The organism is Nonomuraea sp. NPDC049480, assembly GCF_044465905.1.
Lineage (GTDB): Bacteria > Actinomycetota > Actinomycetes > Streptosporangiales > Streptosporangiaceae > Nonomuraea.
In genome coordinates, this window is sequence record NZ_JBITMD010000022.1 from 83213 (window position 1) to 107079 (window position 23867).

Annotated in this window: 20 protein-coding genes; 11 read left to right on the forward strand and 9 right to left on the reverse strand. The window is 70.3% G+C overall.

The features are described from left to right. Nucleotides 1-218: 218 nt before the first annotated feature. Both ACIBX3_RS44285 and ACIBX3_RS44290 read right to left on the reverse strand, forming a co-directional pair. Entirely contained in the window at nt 219-1217 is a 999-nt protein-coding gene (locus ACIBX3_RS44285) for a LacI family DNA-binding transcriptional regulator (RefSeq protein WP_397126626.1), read from the reverse strand. After that, nucleotides 1214-2242, reverse strand: coding sequence for a LacI family DNA-binding transcriptional regulator (locus ACIBX3_RS44290; protein WP_397126627.1), 1029 nt, complete (start codon nt 2240-2242; stop codon nt 1214-1216). The genes ACIBX3_RS44285 and ACIBX3_RS44290 overlap by 4 nt, the downstream gene beginning before the upstream one ends. Before the next feature lie 75 nt (nt 2243-2317). Between ACIBX3_RS44290 and ACIBX3_RS44295 the strand changes: the two genes are divergently transcribed. Both ACIBX3_RS44295 and ACIBX3_RS44300 read left to right on the forward strand, forming a co-directional pair. Beyond that, entirely contained in the window at nt 2318-2707 is a 390-nt protein-coding gene (locus tag ACIBX3_RS44295) for a hypothetical protein (RefSeq protein WP_397126709.1), read from the forward strand. 102 nt (nt 2708-2809) lie between these two features. Next, a complete protein-coding gene (locus ACIBX3_RS44300) occupies nt 2810-3298 on the forward strand; it encodes an inorganic diphosphatase (RefSeq protein WP_397126628.1) in 489 nt (162 codons plus the stop codon). Nucleotides 3299-3368: 70 nt separating this feature from the next. Here the strand turns inward: ACIBX3_RS44300 and ACIBX3_RS44305 are convergent, their stop codons facing one another. The 7 genes from ACIBX3_RS44305 to ACIBX3_RS44335 form a co-directional block, all read right to left on the reverse strand. Continuing rightward, entirely contained in the window at nt 3369-7958 is a 4590-nt protein-coding gene (locus ACIBX3_RS44305; protein WP_397126629.1) for a ThuA domain-containing protein, read from the reverse strand. Between the two features lie 179 nt (nt 7959-8137). Further along, on the reverse strand, nt 8138-8971 hold the full coding sequence (locus ACIBX3_RS44310; protein ID WP_397126630.1) for a sugar phosphate isomerase/epimerase family protein: 834 nt from the start codon (nt 8969-8971) through the stop codon (nt 8138-8140). A gap of 42 nt (nt 8972-9013) precedes the next feature. Then, complete coding sequence (locus tag ACIBX3_RS44315; RefSeq protein WP_397126631.1) at nt 9014-10231, reverse strand: ABC transporter substrate-binding protein; 1218 nt, start codon at nt 10229-10231, stop codon at nt 9014-9016. Further along, nucleotides 10218-11168, reverse strand: coding sequence for an ABC transporter permease (locus tag ACIBX3_RS44320; protein ID WP_397126633.1), 951 nt, complete (start codon nt 11166-11168; stop codon nt 10218-10220). The genes ACIBX3_RS44315 and ACIBX3_RS44320 overlap by 14 nt, the downstream gene beginning before the upstream one ends. Then, nucleotides 11165-12148 carry an ABC transporter permease gene (locus ACIBX3_RS44325; protein WP_397126634.1) on the reverse strand — a complete coding sequence of 328 codons (984 nt, stop codon included), beginning with the start codon at nt 12146-12148 and terminating at the stop codon, nt 11165-11167. Before ACIBX3_RS44325 ends, ACIBX3_RS44320 begins: the two co-directional genes overlap by 4 nt. Beyond that, nucleotides 12145-13596, reverse strand: coding sequence for a sugar ABC transporter ATP-binding protein (locus ACIBX3_RS44330; protein WP_397126635.1), 1452 nt, complete (start codon nt 13594-13596; stop codon nt 12145-12147). The genes ACIBX3_RS44325 and ACIBX3_RS44330 overlap by 4 nt, the downstream gene beginning before the upstream one ends. Further along, nucleotides 13581-14675 carry a Gfo/Idh/MocA family protein gene (locus tag ACIBX3_RS44335; RefSeq protein WP_397126636.1) on the reverse strand — a complete coding sequence of 365 codons (1095 nt, stop codon included), beginning with the start codon at nt 14673-14675 and terminating at the stop codon, nt 13581-13583. The genes ACIBX3_RS44330 and ACIBX3_RS44335 overlap by 16 nt, the downstream gene beginning before the upstream one ends. 112 nt (nt 14676-14787) lie before the next feature. On the opposite strand from ACIBX3_RS44335, the gene ACIBX3_RS44340 reads away from it, so the two are divergent. The 9 genes from ACIBX3_RS44340 to ACIBX3_RS44380 all read left to right on the forward strand — a co-directional run bounded on the left by ACIBX3_RS44340 (nt 14788) and on the right by ACIBX3_RS44380 (nt 23536). Then, the gene (locus tag ACIBX3_RS44340) at nt 14788-15993 is read left to right on the forward strand and encodes an ROK family protein (RefSeq protein ID WP_397126637.1); all 1206 of its coding nucleotides are present in this window, start codon (nt 14788-14790) and stop codon (nt 15991-15993) included. Nucleotides 15994-16110: 117 nt separating this feature from the next. Next, nucleotides 16111-17250, forward strand: a complete 1140-nt coding sequence (locus ACIBX3_RS44345; RefSeq protein ID WP_397126638.1) for an inositol-3-phosphate synthase — start codon at nt 16111-16113, stop codon at nt 17248-17250. Continuing rightward, complete coding sequence (locus ACIBX3_RS44350; RefSeq protein ID WP_397126639.1) at nt 17247-18092, forward strand: SCO3242 family prenyltransferase; 846 nt, start codon at nt 17247-17249, stop codon at nt 18090-18092. Before ACIBX3_RS44345 ends, ACIBX3_RS44350 begins: the two co-directional genes overlap by 4 nt. Then, the gene (locus ACIBX3_RS44355) at nt 18089-18970 is read left to right on the forward strand and encodes a sugar phosphate isomerase/epimerase family protein (protein WP_397126640.1); all 882 of its coding nucleotides are present in this window, start codon (nt 18089-18091) and stop codon (nt 18968-18970) included. Before ACIBX3_RS44350 ends, ACIBX3_RS44355 begins: the two co-directional genes overlap by 4 nt. Beyond that, nucleotides 18915-19421, forward strand: coding sequence for an EboA domain-containing protein (locus tag ACIBX3_RS44360; RefSeq protein WP_397126641.1), 507 nt, complete (start codon nt 18915-18917; stop codon nt 19419-19421). The genes ACIBX3_RS44355 and ACIBX3_RS44360 overlap by 56 nt, the downstream gene beginning before the upstream one ends. 1 nt (nt 19422) lies before the next feature. Beyond that, nucleotides 19423-20265 (forward strand): TatD family hydrolase, encoded by an 843-nt coding sequence (locus ACIBX3_RS44365; RefSeq protein ID WP_397126643.1) that lies wholly within the window; start codon nt 19423-19425, stop codon nt 20263-20265. Between the two features lie 2 nt (nt 20266-20267). Beyond that, the gene (eboE, locus tag ACIBX3_RS44370; RefSeq protein WP_397126644.1) at nt 20268-21380 is read left to right on the forward strand and encodes a metabolite traffic protein EboE; all 1113 of its coding nucleotides are present in this window, start codon (nt 20268-20270) and stop codon (nt 21378-21380) included. Then, a complete protein-coding gene (locus ACIBX3_RS44375; RefSeq protein ID WP_397126645.1) occupies nt 21380-22711 on the forward strand; it encodes a nucleotide pyrophosphatase/phosphodiesterase family protein in 1332 nt (443 codons plus the stop codon). Before eboE ends, ACIBX3_RS44375 begins: the two co-directional genes overlap by 1 nt. A gap of 138 nt (nt 22712-22849) precedes the next feature. Next, complete coding sequence (locus ACIBX3_RS44380; protein ID WP_397126646.1) at nt 22850-23536, forward strand: SRPBCC domain-containing protein; 687 nt, start codon at nt 22850-22852, stop codon at nt 23534-23536. Nucleotides 23537-23867: the final 331 nt, after the last annotated feature.

Sequence of the window (23867 nt, forward strand, 5' to 3'; positions counted from 1 at the left end):
ACTCCGGAACGGGGGAGAGCGGGGCTGCGAAGGCGTGGCGAAGTGGGGCTGGCCAAGGATGGCTCCATCGGGTCGAAGTGTGAAGCAGACGTTAAGTCCGTTAGTTCAGCGTTGTCAACGATGAGACAAACGTGACGCGCGAGTAACAACGCCATCAGCGGCAGTCGGGCGGACTTCAGGCAGGAGGAGTCACACAGCGCACCACGGCCGTGCGACGGTCAGGCGGACGAGTCGCGCAGCAGCAGGCGGACATCCGTGCGAACCTGGCGGCCGGGCCCGTCGAACCCCTCGATCCGGTCGAGGAGCATGCGGATCGCCACGTCCACCATCTCCGCTTGCCCGGGGCTGACCGAGGAGAGCGAGGGGATGGTGAATTCGCCCTCGTCGGTGTTGTCGAACCCGGTGACCGCGACGTCCTCGGGAACCCGGATCCCGTGGCTGCGCAGCGCGCGCAGCACGCCGCTGGCGGTGGCGTCGTTGACGCAGGCGACGGCGTCGAACCGCACGCCGGAGCGGAGCAGCCCCACCATCGCCTCGTATCCGGACATGCGGCGATCCCAGTCCGAACCGAACGTCAGGAGCGTCTCGTCGAACGGCAGGCCGTATTCCTCCAGCGCCGCGAGATAGCCGGCGAACCGATGCCCGGCCGGAGGGACTACCTTCGGGCCCGTCATGACGAGGGCGATCCGGCGCCGACCGGAGGCGAGCAGGTGCCGGACGATCGCCTCGAACCCCTCGCGCTCGCCCATGATGACGCAGTCGACCAGCGGCGTGGGGTAGCCGCCCAGCTGGACCACGGGGCGCAGCGGCACCCGGTCCTCGATCATGTGACCTGTGAAGTGATGGGGGCAGATGATCACGCCGTCGACGTCGCGGGTCGTCACCCCGAGCGCGGCGTCCAGCTCGGCCTCGCGGTCGTGGGCGATACGCAACGTCGTGGACAGGTTCTTCTCCGACAGCGCCAGGATCAGGCGTTCGGCGATCTCGGCGAAGTAGGGCTGGTAGAGGTTGGGTACGGCGACGGCGATCCGCCCGGTCCGGCCCGATGCGAGCCCCCGGCCCGCCTGGTTCACCACGTAGCGCAGCTCCGCCACGGCGGAGTGCACTCGCTCGCGGGTCACGGCCGAGACGTTGGGACGGCCGAGCAGCACGTTGGAGACCGTTTTCGCGGAGACTCCGGCGCGCGCCGCAACGTCGGCGAGCGTGGGCCGCCTCATCCGGCGCCCGTCCCGAGCGTCGACTCCCGGCGCACCAGCTTGACGGGCAGGACCACCGCGCGGGCGTGCGCGGGCGCCGTCCCGTCCAGGCGTCCGACGAGCAGGTCGAACGTGGTGCGGGCGAGCCGATCCCGGCCCGGGTCGATGGTGGTGAGCGAGGGCGTGGAGAACCAGCCGTCCTCGAGGTTGCCGTACCCGATGACCGCGACCCCTCCGGGCACGTCGACTCCGCGCGCGGCCAGCGTTGCCAGCGTGCCCAGCGCGACCTCGTCGTTGACGCAGAGCAGCGCGTCGACCTCCGGATGCCGGGAGAGGACCTCGGCGGCGGCCCGCGCGCCGGCCCGACGGTCCGCGAGAGGTTCGAGGGGCATCACCGGAACCTTCTCCGGGTCGATCCCGGTCGTGACCAGCGCAGCACTCAGCACCGCCCCGATCCTTCCTGCGCCGGCACCGGGCGCCGCCGACGGGGACCCACCGTAGGCGCCCAGGACGGCCGGGCGGGTCCTGCCCATGACCGCCAGGTGACGACCGACGAGCATCGCGGCCTCGACCACGTCGTCGTCCACCCGGTCCACCCCGGCCTGCTCCTGTTTCCCCTGGACGACCACGACCGGCCGCTGCCCCAGGCCGTCCGCCACCGCGTCCGGCAGGTCATGACCGATGAGGACCACCCCGTCGAAGGCCCGGCCACGGGCTTCCAGGATGCGGCGGACGCGCTCGGGATCGCGCAGGGTCGGCTCGACGGCGACCTGCATCCCTCGCTGGTTCGCCTCCGTCACCAGGGCTTCCACCAGACCCGCCAGGTACGGCCTGCGCAGTTCTGCCACCCCGATGCCGACGATCCCGGTCAGTCCAGTCCGCAGGGCGCGTGCAGCGCCGTTGGGCACCCACCCGAGCTCGTCGATGGAGGCCCGCACCCGCTGAATCACCTCGGGGCGGGTGTGCGGTTCGAAGTTGACCACGCGCGAGACGGTCTTGATTGAGACTCCGGCGTGCTTGGCCACGTCTCGCATGGTCACGCGCATGCAGCCAGTCTACGGTGATCCGCTGGCGGCGGGGCCGAAGCGCCGGCGACCGTCAGCGACGCCCCCACGCGGTGGCTGGCCGAGGTTGCGCGGGTCCGGCCGGTCGAGGCGCGGTGGCGCTTGATGAGCCTGTCGGTGCTCTACGAGGGACGGGACGACGATCCGGAGGGTACCCGCAGCCGCCGCCACATCGGGGAGACTCTGACGGGTGGCCGCGTGCGGCATATCATGGAAGTACTCGGTGGTGGAGCCCACCGAGGCCGCTTGACACCACCGAGTGGCGGCTCCGCCGAACCGGCCAATGGGTCCTGTCCTCGTGATGAGGGGACTGCCCTGTGTGCGATGTTCCAGCCGGGCGAGCAACGTTTTGATCGTCCTGTCGGTTGTCCTGCCATGGGCACGGCAACGGCTGCCCGCGGACGCCTGGAGCGATCTGGCCGACGTACCCGAGAACAAGGTGGATGAGCTGCTGACGGCGCTCCTCGCTGCGGGAATCGCTGCCTGGACGGCATACCACAGCGCTGCCGAGGATGTGGCCGGCCGGGAGGGGCGGCACAGGAGGTTGTGATGCGCTTCGACGTGATCGTGGAGACACCGCGGGGATCGCGCAACAAGTACGAGATGGACCAGGCCAAACAGCGGATCAAGCTCGACCGGCTGCTGTTCACCGCCACCGCCTATCCCTACGACTACGGGTTCGTGCCCGGGACGCTGGCCGAGGATGACGATCCGCTGGATGCGCTGGTGCTGGGGGAGGTGCCGACCTTTCCCGGATGCGTGATCAGAGCGCGTCCGGTGGCGGTGTTCTGGTTGCATGACGAGCACGGACCCGACGCGAAGATTCTCTGCGTGCCCGCCAACGACAGCCGCTACGCCCACATCGAGGATTTGCTGGACGTGGATGTCCACGTACTCGGCGAGATCAGTCACTTCTTCGACGTCTACAGGGACCTCGAGCCGGGCAAAAGCACCGACACCCGTGGCTGGGAAACCCGCGCCCATGCCGAGGACGTGATCAGGCGCGCCGCCCGCCAGGCCGCACGAAGTCCCGCCTGACAAGGCGGTCCATGACGACCGCCGCCCCGCGCGTCGCGGGGCGGCGGCCGTCCATGAGGATGTCCAGCTGTCAGCCGCCGATGACCGAGATCATCTTGTCGGCGTCGCGGGTGAGCACCTGGCGCACGTCGGCACGTGGGACCAGCTTCACATCCGCGACGAGTTGCTTGAACTCGCCGAGGAGCCGCACCGCCCGGCGGTCGTTGCCGGACGCCTCCGCCCTGCGGGCTTCGGTCAGCTTCCTCGTCAGCTTGTCGTGGGCGCCCGCCGACAGCCAGCTGGTGGCCCGGAAGCGGTCGAGCAGGTTCTGCATGTCCCGCAGCGAGGTGGTGACGCCGAACCGCACCGACGTGGTCACCGCGTTGCCGGCGTTGTCGGCCGAGGTCACCGCGACCGTGTGCACGGCCAGCGCCTGGGTGAACAGCGGCAGCACCGAACCCGACGTGTGCGGGGCGCCGTCGATGGTGCCGGTCGTGCTGCGGACGCCCGAGGTGGCGTCCACGGCCTCCCAGGTGATCACCACGTCCTGGGAGTCGCCGTACACCTCGCCGTCGGCCACGCCCGACACGAGCAGGATGGGCTTGGTGGCGTCGATCTTCAGCACCGCGGCCTTCTCCTCCTCGACGTTGCCCGCCGTGTCGGTCGTGCGGTAGCGCAGCTCGTGCTCGCCGTCGCCGTCCACCACCACGGGCTCCCCGGCGTAGGCCGTCCAGTCACCGCCGTCGAGCGCGTACTCGATGCGCTTGACGCCGGAGTGGGCGTCCTGCGCCGCCAGCTCGACCGGCACCGAATCCTTGCTCCATCCGCTCTCGTTCGGCTGGGCGAACGACGCGGTGGTCTGCGGGGCGGTGGTGTCGATCCGCACGGTGAGCGAGCGGGCCGCCTCGACGTTGCCCGCGCCGTCCCTGGAGCGGTACTCGAGGGCGTGCGCCCCGTCACCGCTGACCGTGAACGGCATGCTGTAGGCGGTCCACGCTCCGCCGTCGACCCGGTACTCGGTGGCGGCCACGCCGCTGCCGTTCTCCTCGTCCGCCGCGGTGAGGGTGATCTCGACAGGGGTGGCGGTGTACCAGCCCTCCTTGCCGTTCGGCTCGGCCGGGTTCTGCTTCGCCGTGGTCGTGGGCGGGGTCTGGTCGGCGGGTTCGCCGCTGACCTTGGTGAGGCGGAACGTCTGGTTGAGGGCGTTGGAGCAGGTCCACTGGATCACCGCGGCGCCGTCCGCCTGCGAGACCCCGTTGATGTCGGCGCACAGACCGCTCCTGGCGGAGATGATCTGGTAGAGGCCGTCTCCGCCGCCGGTGGACACGAGGTTGAAGTACTGGTTCACCGCGTCGGCGGCGGTGTCGGGGTGGCACGTCCACTGGACCAGCGGGGTGCCGCCCGTGGTCGAGCCGTCCTGGACGTCCATGCACTTGCCGCTGCCGGCGTTCTTGAGCTGGTAGCCGCTTGGCGCGCGCATCACCTCCCACCGCTGGATGGGATCGTCGGTGGCGCCCATCTGGACGAGCCTGGCCTCGTCGGCCGTCGAGGCGTTCTGCGTGGTCACGTTCTTGCCGCTGTGCTGGGCTGTGATCGTGTACATGCCCGGCTCGACCCCGGCGGGAGGCTCGCTCACGAACTGGACGGCGTCCAGGTCGAAGGCGTTGTCTGCGGAGTTCTTGAACACCACGTAGAGGGTCGAGGTGGTCGCGTTCGCCGCCACCGGGACCGACGCGGTCTGCTGGTAGTCGTTCCAGCCGCCGGTCTTGGGGACGGCGGTGCTCGCCAGCAGCCGGCCGGTGGGCGAGTCGGCGTGCAACTCGATCGAGCCGCCCCCGTTCGGGCTGGACAGCCGGTAGTTCACCGCGGCGACCGCGTGCAGGTTCATCGGGGTGAACGCGATCCAGTCGTTGTTGCTGATGTCGCCGATGCGCTTGCCGCTCTCCGCGCCGGGCTCGTCGATGACCCGGACGCCGGACTGGGAGGTGAAGAACTCGGCCTGCTTGCGCATCGGCTGCAGGATCGCCTTGGCGTGCCCGGTGAGCGGGATTTCCTGCGACTCGTCGGTGTAATGGGCGTTAAGGACGTAGTACAGGTTGGCGCCGTCGGGGTGGCCGCCGAGGTCGCCGGTGTTGACGACGCCCTCGCACCCGGGGATCTCCACGGTCTCGTGCTCGTGGTCGTCATGGCCGAGCGTCGGGTTCAGGAACACCTTGGCGCAGTCGATCTCGCCGTCCTCGGGGTCGGTGACCTTGATCTTGTACGGCACCTCCTGGCCGAACTGGATCGGCGTGCCGTTCAGCGGGGTTTCGATGGTCACCGTGGGCCGGCTGTTGCCCGCGGTGATCTCGATGTTGGCGAAGCCCTCCTTGCCGGTGTTGTCGGTCACCTTGAGCTGGGCGGTGAACCGGCCCGCGGTCTGGTAGACGTGACTGGCCTTGACCTCGGTGGAGTCGGTGGTGCCGTCCCCGTCGAAGTCCCAGGCGTAGGTGAGGGAGTCGCCGTCGGGGTCGTAGCTGCCCGAGGCGTCGAACTCCACCGTCAGCGGGGTCAGGCCGTCGATCCGCGAGCTGGTGGCCTTCGCCACGGGCGAGCGGGCGCCGGCCGAGTAGTCGATCCGGTAGAGGCCGGAGTCGTTGTTGCCGCCGCCGAAGTCGGTGCCCCACTCCAGCAGGTACATCGCGCCGTCCGGGCCGAAGGTCATGTCCATCGGCTTGAGGAAGGGCGTGTTCCCCAGGAAGCTGTTGATCTTGAAGACCTGGTCGTCGGCGTCGAGATGGATCTCCTTCACGTAGTGGCGCGACCACTCGTAGAAGAAGTTCACCCCGTCGAAGTAGGGCGGGAATTTGGTCTTGGACGGGTTGTTCGCGTCGTAGCGGTAGACGGGACCGCTCATCGGCGCCGAGCCGCCCGAGCCGACCTCGGGGAAGGTGGGGGAGGCGCCGTAGCCGTACCACATGACCGGCTTCTGGATCGGCGGCAGCTCGGTGAGGCCGGTGTTGTTCGGCGACTCGTTGACAGGGGCGGCGCAGTTGAACTTGGCGCCGATCTCCTTGGTGTCCGGGTTGTACGGCGCGTACGCCTGGTTGTCGCCGTGGCAGAACGGCCAGCCGAAGTTGCCCGGCTGCTTGATGACGTTGTACTCGACCAGGCCCTCGGGGCCGCGGTCGGTCGTGGGACCGCCCCGGTCCGGACCGTAGTCGGACACGTGCAGGTAACCGGTCTTGGCGTCGACGGTGAACCGGAAGGGGTTGCGGAAGCCCATGGCGTAGATCTCGGGACGGGTCTTCGCGGTCCCCGGCGGGAACAGGTTGCCCTCGGGGACGTCGTAGCCGCCGTCGGCCTTCGGCTTGATCCGCAGGATCTTGCCGCGCAGGTCGTTGGTGTTGCCGGCGGTGCGGGCGGTGTCCAGCATGTGCTGGCCGGGCCGCCAGTCGAGCGGCGCGTAGCCCTGCCAGTCACTGGACAGGTTCGGCGGGACGTCGTCGCCGACGCTCAGGTAGAGGCTGCCGTCGGGGCCGAACTCGACCGCGCCGCCGGTGTGGCCGGGCTCGGCGTAGGTGCGGGCGCGATAGGCGGGGATGTCGATGATCTTCTTCTCGGTGCTCAGGTCGATGGTGTCGCCCTGCACGGTGAACCGGGACAGCCGGTTGACGTCTTCAGCGCTGTCGGCCGGCGACCAGTACAGGTAGATCCACTTGTTCTCCGCGAAGTTCGGGTCGAGCTCCATGCCGACCAGGCCGTCCTCGCCGCCGGTGTAGACGTTGAGGGTGGCGGCGGTGACGGTCATGTGGGTGTCCGGCTTGTAGATCTTCACCTCGCCCTGGCGCTGGACGTAGAACACCCGCCCGTCGGGGGCGACGTCCAGCTCCATCGGGTTGCTGGTGTTGTCGTCGAGGGTGACCTTCTCGAAGCTGCTCCACACGGTTCCGCCGCAGTCGCCCTTCTCGACGCCTCCGGCCCACTTGACGCCGCCGAGGACGTGCTCGCGGAACTCCGGCTCGGAGTAGGAGGCGGCCTCGTGCCCCATGGCGGTGGCCCAGACGCGAGCGCCTTCGGCCTGGCGGCACCAGGAGATCGGGTGATCCGCCCCCATGGCCGAGGAGCCGGGGTTGTAGGTCGTCTCGTCGGCGGTGACCAGCACGTGTACGTTGCCGCGCGGGTTGGGCGCGAAGTTGTACCACTCCTCCGGTCGCTGCCACCGCGCCGGCAGGCTCTTGGTGGACGGGTGCACCCGGTCGACGACCTTGGCCAGTCCCTGCAGGGTGCCGGGCGAGTGCGCCGGCATGTGCGCGCCGCCGTTGACGAGCTCGTCCCACCAGGGGAACTCGTTCTCGATGCCCATGTCGAGCGCGTTGTGGACGGCCACGACGCCCTTGCCCGACCGGACGAACTTCTGCAGCGCCTGCCGTTGGGCGTCGTTCTCCCAGACCATGCCGGAGTTCTGCAACATGATCAGTACGTCGAACGTGGCCAGGTCGGTGTCGTTGAACACCGACGAGTCGGCGCTCTGCACCACTTCGAAGTCGTTGGCCGCGGCCAGTTCGTTCATCATCTGGATGCCGGCCGGGATGGAGTCGTGGACGTATCCGGCGGCCTTGGTGAACAGCAGGGCACGGAACTGGGCTTGCGCCGTGGCGCCGGCCGCGGGGGCGGGAGTCAGCGCCAGTGTCAGGAGCAAGGCTGGAAGTAAGAGGGCAGCGAGAATTCTGCGCATGGCGAATCTCCGGGGGTGCGGGGACACCTCGCAACGAGGCGTGAAGGGAACGCCGCTCGGAGGGCGGGCGTCAGAGGGTGCGCGGGTGACGGGTCATGGGGTGCGCGGGTGGGGGAGTCAGGGGGTGCCGGAGTGAGGGGGTGTCAGAGGGTGCGCAGGTAGGCGAGGCCGTCCACGGCCAGCGCATCCTGGCTTTCTGCGAGCGGCCGCCAGATGGAGGCCGCGGTGGCGATGGTCTGGTTGTGCGCGGTGAAGGACTCGATGACGAGCGGCCCGTCATAGCCGGCGTCGTGCAGAGCCCGGGTGAAGCCCGGCCAGTCGAAGCGGTCGGCTCCCGGTGTGCCGCGATCGGTGCCGCACACCTGCACGTGCGCGATCCGGCCCGCCGCGACCCGTACCGCCTGGGCGGGGTCCTTCTCCTCGATGTTCATGTGGTAGGTGTCGAGGGCCAGGTGACAGTCCTCGGGCAGCGCGTCCAGCGCCTGTTCGACGGTGTTGACGAGGCTGGTCTCGTATCGGTTGAGCGGCTCGACCGCAAGCTTGATCCCGCGGCCGGTCGCGTGGTCCAGGACGGGCCGCAGGTTCTCGCGCAGCTCGGCGTACGCGCTGCGGCGCTCGTCCGGTGACAGCCGCCACGTACGGCCGACCGAGGCGTACGCCGGCCCCCCGATCACCGGGGAGCCGACGGCCACCGCCACGTCGACGCAGTGCCGCAGATAGTCCTGCGTGTCCCGGATCACGTCCGGGGAGGCGGCCACGAGCTCCCGCCCCGGCGGCATGACCAGCACCACGGACGCGCCCAGCCCATGCTCGGCCAGGACCGCCGCCGCCTTGCCCGGATCCCAGTCACCGGGCTGCTCGACGGGCAGCTCGATGACGTCGAAGCCCCACCCCGCGATGCGGGGTGCGAGCCGTGCGAGATCGTCGTCGGTCAGCGGGGACACCCAGACCCAGGTGTTCACTCCGATGGAGAACATGTGCCCAGAGCCCTCTCTGCGTCGTCGGTCCGTGGAAGCGGTTCAGCTCTTCTTCCCGCCCCAGTTCTCCGGGAACCCGGGCAGGTCCTCGCAGCCGCAGAGCGCGTAGTGCAGCGGCGGCATGTTCGGCTTGAGGTAGGTCGACAGGTTCTCGCTGGTGACCTTCGGCTGCGGCAGGTTCCACGCCTTGGGCACCTCTTCGCCCTTGAGGATCTTCAGGGCGGCGATGATCGGGGTGCGCCACTGGTAGGTCGGGTAGGTCGGCGCGACGGCGGTGAGGTTGGCGTCCTTCCACTTCTGCAGGAAGTCCTGCTGGTCCTCGCCGTTGATCGGCGGAACGGGCAGGCCGGCGTCCTCGAACGCCTCGATCGCCGCCACCGCCGTGGCGCCCGCGTCCATCCAGACGCCGTCGATCTTGCCGTGCCGCTGGATGTAGTCACTGACGATGCTCTTGGTCTTCGCGGCGTCACCGTCGGTGAACTCGACCCCCACGACCTGGACCTTGCTCTTGTCGAACACCACCTTCGCCGCCGACCACCGGGTCTCCAGCACGTCCACGCCGGGCAGGATGCGCAGTGCCAGGACCTTCCCGCCGGCCGGTACCTTCTCGACCAGGAACTCGGCGGCGTCGGCGCCGAAGGCGTAGCCGCCGATCGGCTTGATGAACGTCACGGGACAGTCCGTTTCCACGCCCCGGTCGAACACGATGACGGGCACCTTCTCGCACGCGGCCGTCACGGCCGGGGTGAGCGTGGCCGTGGTGTTGGGTGAGATGATCAGCGCGTCACAGCCCTTGGCCTGCAGCTCGGCGATGTCGGAGATCTGCTTGTCGTCCTTGCCCTCGGCATCCAGCGCGGTGAACTTCTTGATTTCCTTGTGCAGGCCGGCCTCGGCCTGCATCGTCTTCCAGCCGACCTGTCGCCACGGGTTGTTGACCGCGGCGTTGGAGAAGCACAGGTGGTACGGCCCGTCCTTCTTGAATTTTGCCGTGTCGATCATCTGCGGGGCGATGGCCTGCTCCCACGGCTTGTCCGTGGGCCCCTGGGCGGTCTGGGAGCGCATGGCCAGCTGGGCGTCGAAGTCGGCCTGCACGAAGAACTTGGACTGCTCGCCCGTGCCCGAGCCCTGGCCGGTCTGGGCGGCACTCTGGCTGGCGTCCGCGGCGGGCGCGCTGCTCTGGGCTGCCGGTGGTTTGTCGGTGGTGCAGCTCGCGAGGGCGAGCATGGTGAACACGGCGACTGCGGCCTTATGACGCGGCATGTGCGTCTCCTTTTCGGGGGGTGAACTTCCGGGGAAGTCGGATGGCTCCCGCCGCGACCGCGGCGATGATGATGACGCCCTGCACGGTGAACTCCAGCGCCCCCGAGATTCCGTACAGGTTGAGCAGGGTGAACAGCGCCTCCAGCGTGAAGGCCCCGGCCATGGCGGCGAGCACGGAGCCGCGGCCGCCGCCGAGCACCACGCCGCCGAGGACGACCGCGGTGATGGCGGAGAACTCCAGTCCCTGGCCGACCTGGGCCGAGACCCCGGCGAAGCCGCCGAGCAGGATCGCCGCGACGGCCGCGGCCAGTCCGGAGAGCATGAAAGCGAAGGTCTTGGCCCGGTCGACCCGGACCCCGGACAGTGCCGCGGCCCGCTCGTTGTCGCCGGTGGCGATGAGTGTCTTGCCGAAGTCGGCGCGCATGAGCAGGATCGCCGCCGTGCCCACGGCGAGGAGGATCAGCACCGACCACGGCACGGGTCCGAGGCCGCCCCGGCCGAAGGCCCGGAAGCCCTCCGACAGCGCGCCGCGCGGCGCGCCGCCCGTCCACAGGAACACCGCTCCGCTGAGGATCAGCAGCATGCCGAGCGTCACGATGAACGACGGCACCCGCAGCTTGGTGGTGACCACGCCGTTGACCAGCCCGACCAGCAGCCCGATGACGACCAGCAGGGCGATGACCGGCCAGGTGGCGGACTCGTCGCCGTCGATGAGGCGCGCGGCGATCACCACCTCGGCCGTCACGAGTGAACCGACCGAGAGGTCGAACTCGCCGGAGACGATGACGAAATACTGTCCCGCGGCGAGGATCACCAGCGGCGCGGCCCGCTTCAGGAACGCCAGGAATCCGGCGGGCTCCAGGAAATAGGGGTTGGCGACCGCGATCGCGGCCAGCAGCACCACGAGGACCGCGACGATGGGGAGTGCCCGCTTCATGCCGACCGCCTCATTCCGCGCCGGGCGTAGACGGCCACCGCGATGACGATGACCACGCCGCGGACCACGTCCTTGACGAAGGAGTTGATCTCGAGCTGGTTGAAGATGGTGTCCAGGACGGCCAGCAGCAGAACCCCGCCCACGGTTCCGGCGATCCCGCCCTTGCCGCCGGCCAGGGCGGTCCCGCCGAGCACGACCGCGGCGATGGACTCCAGGTCGTAGCCGCCGTCGGTGCCCACCGTGGGCGCGCCCGCGCCGAGCCTGCTGGCCAGCAGCAGCCCGGCGATGCCGGCGCAGACGGAGCAGAGCACGTGGGTGAGCACGATGACCCGGCCGGTGCGGATCCCGGACAGGCGGGCGACCTCCTCGTTCCCGCCGACCGCGTAGATGCGGTAGCCCAGCCGGGTCCTGCTCAGCAGGAACCAGGCCACGACGGCCACGCCTCCCCAGAGCAGGGCGGAGACCGGGATCGGTCCGATCCGGGAGTAGCCGAGGAGCTGGAACGACTCGGGCACCTTGCCCGCCGGGCCGTCGTACAGGTGGTCGACGATGCCCTTGATGATCAGGGCGACGCCGAGCGTGGCGATGAAGGCGTGGACCTGGAGCCTGGTGATAACCAGCCCGTTGACCAGCCCCACCAGCGCGCTGATGCCCAGCACCGCGGCGACCGCCGGCCCGATGTTCCCGTCCTGGCCCGCCATGATCTCCGCCGCGACCAGCGAGGTCAGGCTGATCAGGTACGCCACGGACAGGTCGAGCGACCCGGCCAGGATCGCCAGCGTCTGCCCGACCGCCACGATGCCGAGGGCCGCCGAGCGCTGCTGGATCCCGACCACGCTCTCCATGGTCAGGAACTGACCGCCGTCGAGTGCGACGAGGACCCAGCCGACCGCGATCAGGCCGAGCAGCGCGAGGAACACCACCTGCGTGGGCTCACGCAGCCGCGCCGTCACCGGCACGCCGTTCATGGCGCTGTTCATGACACCACCTCTCCGGCGGCCAGGCGCATGATGGCCTCCTCGGAGGGGCCCGCCGGCAACGTGCCCGCGATCCGGCCGTCCCTCAGGACGACGATGCGATCGCTCATGCCGATGAGCTCGGGCAGCTCGGAAGAGATCATCATGATGGCCATGCCGTCATTCGCCAGTTCGCGCATGAGGTCGTGGATCGCGGCCTTGGCCCCGACGTCGACGCCCCGGGTCGGCTCGTCGAACAGCAGCACGCGCGGCGCCATCGTCATCCATTTTGCGAGCACGACCTTCTGCTGGTTGCCGCCGGAGAGGTAACGGACCTCCTGTTCCTGGCGTGGGGGCGCGAGCCGTACGCGTTCGAGCAGGTCGCGGACGCCCGTCCGGTTCTTGGCGCCCACCGCGCGGGCGACGAGCAGGGCGTTGTCGCGTACCGACTGGCGCAGGACGAGCCCTTCGGCCTTGCGGTCCTCGGTGACCAGCCCGATGCCCATGGCCACGCCTTCCCTGACCGAGCGAGGGCGCGACGGGGTCATCTCGCCGCTGGTGAACGGCTCCGCGCCGAAGATCGCTTTGGCGAGTTCCGATCTGCCGGATCCCTGCAGGCCCGCGATGCCGACGATCTCTCCGGCACGCAGCTCCAGATCGATGTCGCGGAGCTTGTGGTTGCCCGCTCCGCGCAGGCTGAGGCGTACGTCACCGGCGCCCGGCGAGCGGGGCGGGAAGTAGGTGCCGAGGTCGCGGCCGACCATCAGGCGGATCAGCTCGTCGGAGGACACCTCGCCGATCGGGCACGTGGTGACGCGCGAGCCGTCCTTGAGCACGGTGACCCGGTCGGCGAGGTCGAACACCTCGCGTAACCGGTGGGAGATGTACACGACGGCGACGCCGCGCTCCCGCAGTCGCCTGATCAGCTGGTAGAGCAGCTCGACCTCGTGCTCGGCGAGCGCCGCGCTGGGCTCGTCCATGACGACGAGCCGGGCGTTCACCGACAACGCCTTGACGATCTCGACGACCTGCTGCTGCGCGATCGACAAGCGCTTGATGGCGTCGCGAGGGCCGAAGGAGTGCTCGCCGAGCTCGTCGAGAAGCCGCCCGGTCGCCTCCTCCATGGCGGCCCGGTCGACCATGCCCCGCCTGACCGGCTCGCGCCCCAGGAAGACGTTCTCGGCGACGCTGCGCTCGGGAAGCAGGTTGAACTCCTGGTAGATGATCGCGATGCCGGAGCGCTGCGCGTCGAGCGGGTGGCCGAAGGAGACCGGCCGCCCGTCGATCTCGATCGTGCCCTCGTCCGGCGCGTACACCCCACAGATGATCTTCATCAGAGTGGATTTGCCGGCGCCGTTCTCGCCGACGACGGCGTGCACCTCGCCGGCCGCCACGTCCAGGTCGACTCCGGACAACACCCGCACGCCCAGGAAGCTCTTGCCGATGCCGCGCATGCTCAGCACTCGGTCCATCTCCCTGCCTGTGCCGAGGCGAGGACGGCCTCGCAGATCGTCGCGGCGCGTGCGCCGTCCGCGAACGCCGGCAATCCGTCGCGATGTTCCCCGCGGAGCGCGGCGTAGGTGTCGGCGACGAAGGCGTCGAAGCAGTCGTGGTATCCCTGGGCGTGCCCGGCGGGGAGCGGGGAGTAGGCCCGGGCGGCCTCGGTGAGGGTTTCCGGGTCCCGCACGAGGGCCCGCGACCCGGTGCGGTCTCCCATCCAGAGCAGTTCCGGCTGTTCCTGGTCGAAGGCGAGGCTCGCCTCGGTGCCGGAGATCTCGAGGAACAGCCGGTTCTTCCGGCCGGGGGAGACCTGGCTGGTGGCGAGCGTGCCGATGGCCCCGGAAGCGGTGCGGAACTGGACGGTGGCCACGTCCTCCGTCACCACGGGGGAAGTGCTCGCACGCATCGGCTGGACGACGGCGGTCTGCGCGCAGACGCTGACGATGCGGTCGGAGGTGACGAACTCCGCCAGATCGCACCAGTGGGAGCCGATGTCGGCGAACGTCCGGCTCGGACCGCCCAGTTCGGGGTCCACCCGCCAGTTGTCGTCGTCCGGGCGGAGCAGCCAGTCCTGCAGGTAGCTGCCCTGGATCAGGCTGATCCGGCCGACGTCGCCGCGGGCGATCCGCTGCCGGGCCTCCCTGACCATGGCGTGGAAGCGGTACACGAAGGGCACCGTCGCGACCAGTCCCGCTTCGGCCGCCCGCCCCGCCATCAGCGTGGCGGTCGTCGCGTCCGTGGCGAGCGGCTTCTCGCAGATCACGGCCAGTCCGGCGGACAGGGCCTTGAGGGCGAACGGGGCGTGGAGGTGGTTGGGGGTGCAGATGTGCACCAGATCGATCTCGCCGGACTCGATGAGCTGGTCGGCGGAGGCGAATATTTTCGCCGAGCCGAGACCTGCCTGCCGCGCCTTCTCAGGTCGCGATCCGGCCACTCCGGCGATGGTCGCACCGGCGAGCCGGGCGGCGCGGGCATGTACCCGCCCCATGAAACCTGTCCCGATGATGCCCACTCTGGGGCTATCGGATGGTTTCAGGCTTATATCCCTCATATTGCGGGATGCTAAGCGGGGCTTATGTCGATGGTCAAGCAAAAGGCGTCGCCGGTGCGGCATAATTGGGAGGTGATCGCACAAGATGTCGTCTTGATGAACGGAGCAGGTGTTGACTGAGAGCACGCTGATCGACGCCGGTGGCCCGGCCACCGGAGCAGGGGCACTGCTCTCGATCCTGCGCGACGGTCGGCCACGCACCCGCGCCGAGCTGGCCCAGCTCACCGGATGGGCCCGTTCGACGCTCTCTGTCCGGCTGGACGCCCTGCTGCATCAGCGCCTGGTGGTGCCGACCGACGACGCGATCCACTCCGGCGGGCGTCCCGCGACGACGTTCGCCTTCAATCAGGGCGCACGGGTCGTGCTCGCGGCCGACCTCGGCGTGACGCACGCCCGGCTCGCCGTCACCGACCTCGCGGCCATGGTGCTCGCCGAGCGCAGCGCCGAGATGCCCATCGACCGGGGTCCGGTGCCCGTGCTGACCTGGCTCGTCGAGACCTTCCGCGAGTTGCTCGGCGAGTGCGGACGCGGCACCGCCGACGTGTGCGGCATCGGCGTCGGTCTCCCCGGCCCGGTGGAGCACGACACCGGCAAGCCGGTCAACCCGCCGATCATGCCCGGGTGGGACCGCTTCACGGTGCCCGAGTGGCTGAGTGAGCGACTCGGCGCTCCGGTGCTGGTCGACAACGACGTGAACATCATGGCGCTCGGCGAGTACTGGGCGGTCAGGTCGCAGGTCGAGCACATGATCTTCGTCAAGATCGGCACCGGCGTCGGCTGCGGGATCATCAGCGAGGGCCGGCTGCATCGGGGCGCCCAGGGAGCGGCCGGCGACATCGGCCACATCCGGGTCCCGTCGTTCGAGGACGTCGTCTGCCGTTGCGGCAACACCGGGTGCCTGGAAGCCGTGGCGGGCGGTGGCGCGCTGGCCGCACGCCTGCGTGCGGCGGGCCAGGACACCTCTGTCAGCCGTGACGTCGTCGACCTGGTGCGAGCGGGCAACGTCCCGGCCACCCAGGCGGTCCGGCAGGCGGGCCGGGAGATCGGCACGGTCCTGGCCTCGGTCGTCAACTTCTTCAACCCCTCGCTCATCGTCGTCGGCGGCGACATCGCGGAGGCGGGCGAGCACCTGCTCGCGGGCGTCCGCGAGGTGATCTACAGCAGGTCCCTGCCGCTGGCCACGCAGCATCTCGGCATCCTGGCCAGCGAACTCGGCGACCGCGCGGGCGTGACCGGCGCGGCGGTGATGGTGATCGGGCACGTGCTCGCGCCGGAGGCGGTCGACCAGGCGGTGGCGGCCCTAAGTGGCGGACGATAAGACAGGAACCATCCATCTTCTGCTTGACCATCGACAAAAGTCGCTCTTAACATCGCGGTTACTTGCATACCGGATGCGTGCCGCATACCGGGATGGTGCCGACAAGTAGGAGCTCCTATGGACAAGGTCGGTGTGTGGCTCATCGGGGCACGGGGATCCGTGGCGACCACGGCGACAGTCGGCGCCGCGGCCATCAGGGCGGGGGTGGCACCACCGCAGGGATGCGTGACCGAGTCCCCAGGCTTTCCCGGACGTCTGGTCCCGCTCGCCGGCCTGGTCTTCGGCGGGCACGACATCACCGAGACCTCGCTCCGCAAACGTGCCGAGCAGTTGAGCCGGGCAGGGGTGATCCCATCGGGCCTGGCGGAATTGCTCGCCCCGGATCTGGACGCGGCCGACGCCGAGATCCGGCCGGGCCACGTTCCCGGCGACGGTGCCCAGGCCGCGGCCGCGGCCCGGCTGATCGGCGACATCAGCGGGTTCCGCGACCGGCACCGGCTGGGCCGGGTGGTCGTCGTCAACGTGTCGTCCACCGAGCCGCCCGCCGGGCGGCGCCCGGAGTTCGACAGGCTGTCCGACCTCGAGGAGCGGCTCGCGGCCGGGGACGACGTGCTGCCGCCGAGCTCCCTGTACGCCTACGCGGCCTTCCACGCCGGCTGCGGCTACGTGGAGTTCACGCCGTCGACCGGGCCCGCCTTACCCGCCCTGGCCGAACTCGCCGCCCAGCGGGGCCTGCCGTACGCGGGGCGCGACGGGAAGACGGGCGAGACCCTGGTCAAGAGCGCTCTGGCGCCCATGTTCGCCGGACGGGCGCTGCGGGTGCGCTCCTGGTCCGGGCTCAACCTGCTCGGCGGCGGCGACGGGGCGACGCTGGCCGACCCGGCCGCCAGGTCCAGCAAGGAGCTCTCCAAGGACCAGGTCGTCGCCGGGGTCCTCGGCGAACCCGTCGAGGGGCGGACGCACATCGACTACGTCGCGGATCTCGGAGAGTGGAAGACCGCCTGGGACCACGTGACCTTCGAGGGCTTTCTCGGCGTGCGGATGGCGCTGCAGTTCACCTGGCAGGGCTGCGATTCCGCGCTGGCCGCCCCCCTCGTCCTGGACCTGGCCCGGCTGGTCGCCCGGGCGCACGAGAAGAAACGGGCCGGCGCGCTGCCCGAACTCGGCTACTTCTTCAAGAACCCGCTGGGGACGGACGAGCACGCCTTACCTGCCCAGTACGCCCGGCTGCGCACCTTCGCCGAGGAACTGTCGTGAGAGCCCTGCTGGAGCTGGTGCGCGCACCGGCCGCGCTGTCCGTGCCCGGGGACACCATGGCGGGAGCGGCCGCGGCGGGGCGGCGCCCGAAGGCCGGTCTGGCCCTGGCGTCGGTGCTCGTGTACTGGTCGGGCATGGCGCTCAACGACTGGGCCGACCGCGAGGCCGACGCGATCGAGCGGCCGGAGCGCCCGATCCCGTCGGGCAGGGTCCGCCCGGGGGTCGCGCTCGGGCTCGCGGCCGCCCTGACCGGCGCCGGCCTGACCACGGCCGCACTCGCCGGCGGCCGCCGCGCTCTCACCCTCGCCGGGCTGCTGGCCGGCGCGGTGTGGGCCTATGACCTGGGCCTGAAGCGGACGGCCGCGGGGCCGGCCTCGATGGCGGCCTGCCGCGTACTCGACGTGCTCCTGGGCGCCGGCACGCAGACCGCGGCCGCCGTGCCGACCGCACTGGCGATCGGCGCGCACACCTACGGGATCAGCGTCCTGGGCCGGGCCGAGGTGGCCGGGGCGACGCCCGCGACCGTCGGACGCGCGCTGGCGGCCAGCACCGCGGCGGCCGGGCTGGCGGTCGCGTCCTGTCTGCGCAACGGGCCTGCCGCCCAGGTGGGTGCCGGGATCCTCATCGCCGGCTATCTCGCCTCGACCCTCCCCGTCCAGGCCGGGTTACGGGCCCGTCCCGATCCCGAGAACGTGCGGCAAGCCGTCCGGCTGGGCATCCTCAGCATGGTCCCGCTCCAGGCGGCGGCGGTCGCGGGAGGCGGGCGGCTCCCGGCGGCGGGCGCGCTGTTGTGCGCCCTGCCCGTGGGCAGGTGGCTCTCGGCCCGGATGGCGACGTCGTGACCGGCACCCCGTTGAAGTGGGCGTACTGCACCAACGGCTTCTCCGACCACCGGCTCCCCGAGGCGCTCGCGATCCTGTCCGACCTGGGTTACGCCGGCGCGGCGATCACGCTCGACCACGGCCACCTCGACCCCTACGCCCCCGGCCTGGCCGCGGAGGTGTCCCGGATCGCCCGTCTGCTCGAACGGCTCGGGCTCGACGCCGTCGTCGAGACGGGCGGACGCTACACCCTCGATCCCCGGCGCAAGCATCATCCGACACTCATCAGCGACGATGCCGAGCGCAGAGTGGAGTTCCTGACCACGGCGATGCGTGTCGCCGCCGACCTGGGCGCTCCCGTGGTGCACCTGTGGAGCGGGGCCCGGCCCGACGGCATGCGGGAAGGGGAGGCGTACACGCGGCTGGCCTGCCAGTGCGCACGACTCCTCGACGAGGCCGACCGGGTGGGCGTCACGCTGGGATTCGAGCCCGAGCCCGGAATGCTCGTCGCCGACCTGGACGGATACGAGCGGCTGAGCGCGATGCTCGGCGCCCATCCCCGGTTCGGCCTCACTCTCGACGTCGGGCACTGCCAGTGCGTGGAGCGGGAGCCCGTGCCCGCGTGCGTCCGGCGGGCGCTGCCGTACACCGTGCACGTGCAGATCGAGGACATGCGCCGAGGCGTCCACGAGCACCTGGAGTTCGGTGACGGCGAGATCGACTTCGCGCCGGTGCTCGCCGCGCTGGCCGGCTACTCCGGCCTGGTGGCCGTGGAACTGGCCCGGCACAGCCATGCGGCGCCGCAGGTCGCCCGTCGCTCGATCGCCTACTTGAGGAGGGCACATGAGAGAGCCGCCGAAGGAGTGGCTGGCACAGGCCGTACGCCGGGTCGAGGCTGATCCGCAGGCGATCCACCTGCTCTTCCCGCAGGCCGAACGGCGAGGCGGCCCGACCGCGCGGCGCGCGCTGCTGGAGGCCCTGCGCGGCGACCACACGGTGATCCGCGACCTGTACGAGCGGGGCGACACCGGCGAGCGGCTGGCGATCCTGTCCGCCCTGCCCGAACTCGACCTCGGGGCGGCGGCGGTCCCCCTGGTCGAGGACGCGCTGCGCGCCAACGACCCGCGGCTGGTGGCCGCGGCCCTCGGCCCGTACGGCTCGGCGTGGCTGGACGACCACTCCTTTCGCCAAGGGGTGCTCAAGTGCGTCTTCATGTCCATCCCGCTGGCCGCGGTGGCCGACCTGGAGCGCCGGTTCGACGCCGAACTGGCCCGGATGTTGTCGGACTACGCGAAGGAGCGACAGGCGGCGGGACGCCCCGTCCCGCCCGACGTCCTGGAGAGGATCTGAATTGCGCATCTTCGACCCCCACATCCACATGACCTCCCGCACCACCGACGACTACGAGCGCATGCACGCCGCAGGGGTCCGGGCCGTGGTCGAACCCGCCTTCTGGCTGGGCCAGCCCCGCACCAACGTGGGCAGCTTCCTCGACTACTTCGACGCGCTGCTCGGCTGGGAGCCGTACCGCGCCGCCCAGTACGGCATCCGCCACCACTGCGCGCTCGCCCTCAACCCGAAGGAGGCCAACGACCGTCGCTGCGCGGGCGTGCTGGCCGAACTGCCGCGATACCTGCTGAAGGACTCCGTCGTCGCGGTCGGCGAGGTCGGCTACGACTCGATGACCGCCGAGGAGGAACACGCCTTCGAGGCCCAGCTCGCCATGGCCGCGGAGAACGACCTCCCCGTCCTGGTGCACACGCCGCATCGGGACAAGGTCGCCGGCACCCGCCGCACACTCGACGTCGTCCGAGCCGCCGGAATGGCCCCCGAGCGCGTGCTCGTCGACCACCTCAACGAACCGACCGTCGGCATGGTCGCCGACTCGGGCTGCTGGATGGGGTTCTCGATCTACCCCGACACCAAGATGGACCCGGATCGGATGGTGGCAATCGTCCAGGAGTACGGCACGGCCCGGATTCTGGTGAACTCGGCCGCCGACTGGGGGCGCAGCGACCCGCTGAAGACCCGCGCGGTCGCCGACGCCATGCTCGCCGCCGGCTTCGGCGAGGACGACGTGGACCAGGTGCTCTGGCGCAATCCCGTCGCCTTCTACGGGCAGAGCGGCCGGCTCGACCTGGACGCCGCCCTCGCCGACTCCGACTACGCCGGCAACACGATCAAGCGGGGCTGACCATGCGGCTGCGCCATCCGGACGGCTCGACGGTGCACCTGTCCTACTGCACCAACGTCCACCCCGCGGAGGACCTCCCCGGCATCCACGCCCAGCTCTCCGGCATCGCGGCGCGGGTCAGGGATCTGCTCGGCGCCGAACGGCTCGGCCTCGGCCTGTGGCTGTCCCAGCACGCCGCCGCGGACCTGCTCGCCCGGCCTGACGAACTCGCCAGGTTGCGCGAGCGGCTGACCTCTCTCGGACTGGAGGTCGTGACCCTCAACGGGTTCCCGTACCGCGGCTTCCACGACGAGATCGTGAAGTACCGCGTCTACAGCCCTGACTGGGCCGACGCGGAACGGCTGCGCTACACGCTCGGGCTCGCCGAGATCCTCGCCGCGCTCCTGCCGGACGACGTCACCGAGGGAACGATCTCGACACTTCCCCTCGCCTGGCGGACCGGCTGGACCGAGGACAAGGCGGGGACGGTCGGGGCCAACCTCGACGCGGTCGCCCGAGGTCTGCGCGCGCTGGCCGGGCGGACCGGCAAGGTGATCCGCCTGGGCTTCGAGCCGGAGCCCGGCTGCATCATCGAGACGACACCGCAGGCGACCGCCCTGCTCAGCGACGTGGATCGCGACCACCTCGGCCTCTGCCTGGACGCCTGCCACATGGCCGTGGGCTTCGAGGAACCCGGCGCGGGCGCCGGCACAGGGCTCCCCATCGTGAAGCTCCAGGCGTCGTGCGCCTTGGAGGCCCCGCCGGGGGCACAGCAGGCGCTCGCGGCGTTCGACGAGGCCAGGTTCCTCCACCAGACGCGCTCCGCCAGTGGATACGTGGACGACCTCGGCGAAGCCCTGACCGGCGGCCTGCCGGCCGACGAGTCCTGGCGGGTGCACTTCCACGTCCCGCTGCACGCCGCCCCGCCGCCTCCGCTCACCACCAGCGCGCCGTACCTGCGTGGCCTGCTGCACGCGCTGCTCGGTGGCGGCGCCCCGCTGACCAGGCACGTCGAGGTGGAGACCTACACCTGGAACGTGCTCCCAGGCGCGCCGGCGGACATCGCCGAAGGCATCGCCGCCGAACTCGACTGGATGCGGAGACAGCTCGCCGTGCTCGGGCTGAAGGAGACGTGATGGCACCGCTGATCGTGATCAACGTGGTAGGGCTCACCCCTCGCCTGCTGGCGCACATGCCGAACGTCGCGAAGGTGGGGGCGGCGGCCGCGCTGCGGCCCGTGCTCCCGGCCGTCACCTGCTCGATGCAGGCCACCCTGCTGACCGGTTCGATGCCCCGCGACCACGGCATCGTCGGCAACGGGTGGTACTTCCGCGACCTCGGCGAGGTGCTGCTGTGGCGCCAGCACAACGCGCTCATCCAGGGCGAGCAGCTGTGGACCGCCGTGCCCGGGCTGCGCACCGCCAACGTCTGCTGGTGGTACGCGATGGGCGCGCCGACCGACCTGCTCGTCACCCCGCGCCCCATTTACCACGCCGACGGCCGCAAGTCCCCCGACTGCTACACCCGCCCGCCCTCACTCCACGACGACCTCGAGGCCGCGCTGGGCCCGTTCCCCCTGTTCACCTACTGGGGCCCGAACGCGGGGATCACATCCTCCGAATGGATCATCGCCGCGGCCCGCCGCATCCTGGCCCGCGAACGACCCGGCCTGCTGCTGGTCTACGTGCCCCACCTCGACTACGACCTGCAGCGGTACGGTCCCTCCAGCCCCGAGGCGATCGCCGCGGCCCGCGCCGTCGACGCCGCGCTGGCTCCGCTCCTGGCCGAGGACGCCGAGGTGGTCGTGCTGTCCGAATACGGCATCACCCCGGTGTCCCGCCCGGTGGACATCAACCGGGCGCTGCGCCGTGCGGGCCTGCTGGAGGTCTACTCGCAGGCCGGGATGGAGTATCTCGACCCGTGGGCGTCCCGGGCCTTCGCCGTCGCCGACCACCAGGTGGCCCACGTGTACGTACGCGACCCCGCCGACCTCGCCCGCACCCGCGCCGTCGTCGCCGAGCTGACCGGCGTGGACGAGGTGCTCGACCAGGCGGGAAAGGCGAAGTACGGGCTCGACCACGAACGCGCCGGCGAGCTCGTCGCGGTGGCGGAGCCCGACGCCTGGTTCACCTACTACTACTGGCTCTCCGACGACCGGGCCCCGGATTTCGCCAGGCTCGTGGACATCCACCGCAAACCCGGCTACGACCCCGCCGAGTTGTTCATGGACCCGAAGGATCCTTTCGTCAAAGTCCGTGCCGCGGCGGCGCTGGCCAAGAAGAAGCTGGGTTTCCGCTACACGATGCCGGTGGTGCCGCTCGACCCGGCACCGGTCCGGGGCAGCCACGGCCGGCTGCCCGACGTGCTCGACGACGGCCCGCTGATCATCGGCCCCTTCGACCGGGACTCCTGCGAGGCGACCGAGGTCAAGGAACTGCTGGCCGGCCTGGCAAGGAGAGGAGACTGACCCCCGTGCCACCCGGCAACTTTTCAAGGGTCACCAGGTCCACCCGCTGACGGAAGCACACCGCAGATGCCCTGAAGGGAGTCAAAACGCGGCATCGCGGATGTGATGTATCGGCCTTTTCGGCTCGGAAGGACTGCCATGGGTGATGTCTTCGAGATGACCTTCGTACTCGACCTGCGGGTCGAGCAGGCGTGGCAGGTCTTCACGACGCCTGATTACCTGGAGGCTTGGCTCGGCACCATCGTGGAGTGCGACATCCGGCCCGGTGGCCGGATCAGGTTCACCATCCCTGGTCATGGCGAATTGATCTGGTCGATCGAGCAGGCGGAAGAGCACAAGAGGTTGGTGTGGTTGGAGCCGCCCGCGGCGGTCCCCAGCGAACGTCGAACGACGGTGACCTTCAAGGAGACCGCCAAAGGCACCCGGGTGCGCATCCAAGAGGCCGGATTCGGTGAGAGCGACGCATGGCGGGGACATCTCGACGGCACCCGCCATGGTTGGACCCAGAACCTGGCGGGCCTGCATCTCTACCTGCGAACGGGCGTCAAGTTCGACCGTATGAACACCTTCAGGGCCGATCTTGGTGCGCACCTGGTCGACACGCCGGCCGGCCCCGAGGTGGTGAGCGTGGCGCCCGGCGGGTTCGCCGACCAGGCCGTGCTGCGCTCAGGCGATATCGTGGTCCGGCTCGGCGCCGCGCCGGTCTTCGACATCGCCGACGTGTGGCTCTTCTGCCGGGAGCATACGGGTGGCACGGAGGTCAGCGTCACCTTCGTTCGTGACGGAACCCTCCGCACCGCCCATGCGATCTTGGGGTACCCGTGAGCCCGCCGCGATGACGGTCTGGACCCGATCAGCGTCGCCCAGGCGAAGTGCAGCATCGCCACGTCGTAGAGCGTCGGTCCTCAGGTATGTGGCGCCGCCCAGGTGGTCGAGCGTGGGCTGGTGGCGGGTGAACACCTCCGCCGAAACGCTGTGCACCAGCACCGTGTCCCGCTTCCCGACGTGCTCAGGGTAGGCCATCTGCCGCTTGAGGCATCGAGGCCACTCCCAACGGAGTGGCCTCGTGTCCTATCGCAGGAGCGGCCACCTGGTCAGGACGGCGCACCCCAGACGGGGCGAATCTCGATGCCCGCACCCAGGGGGCGGCAACGTG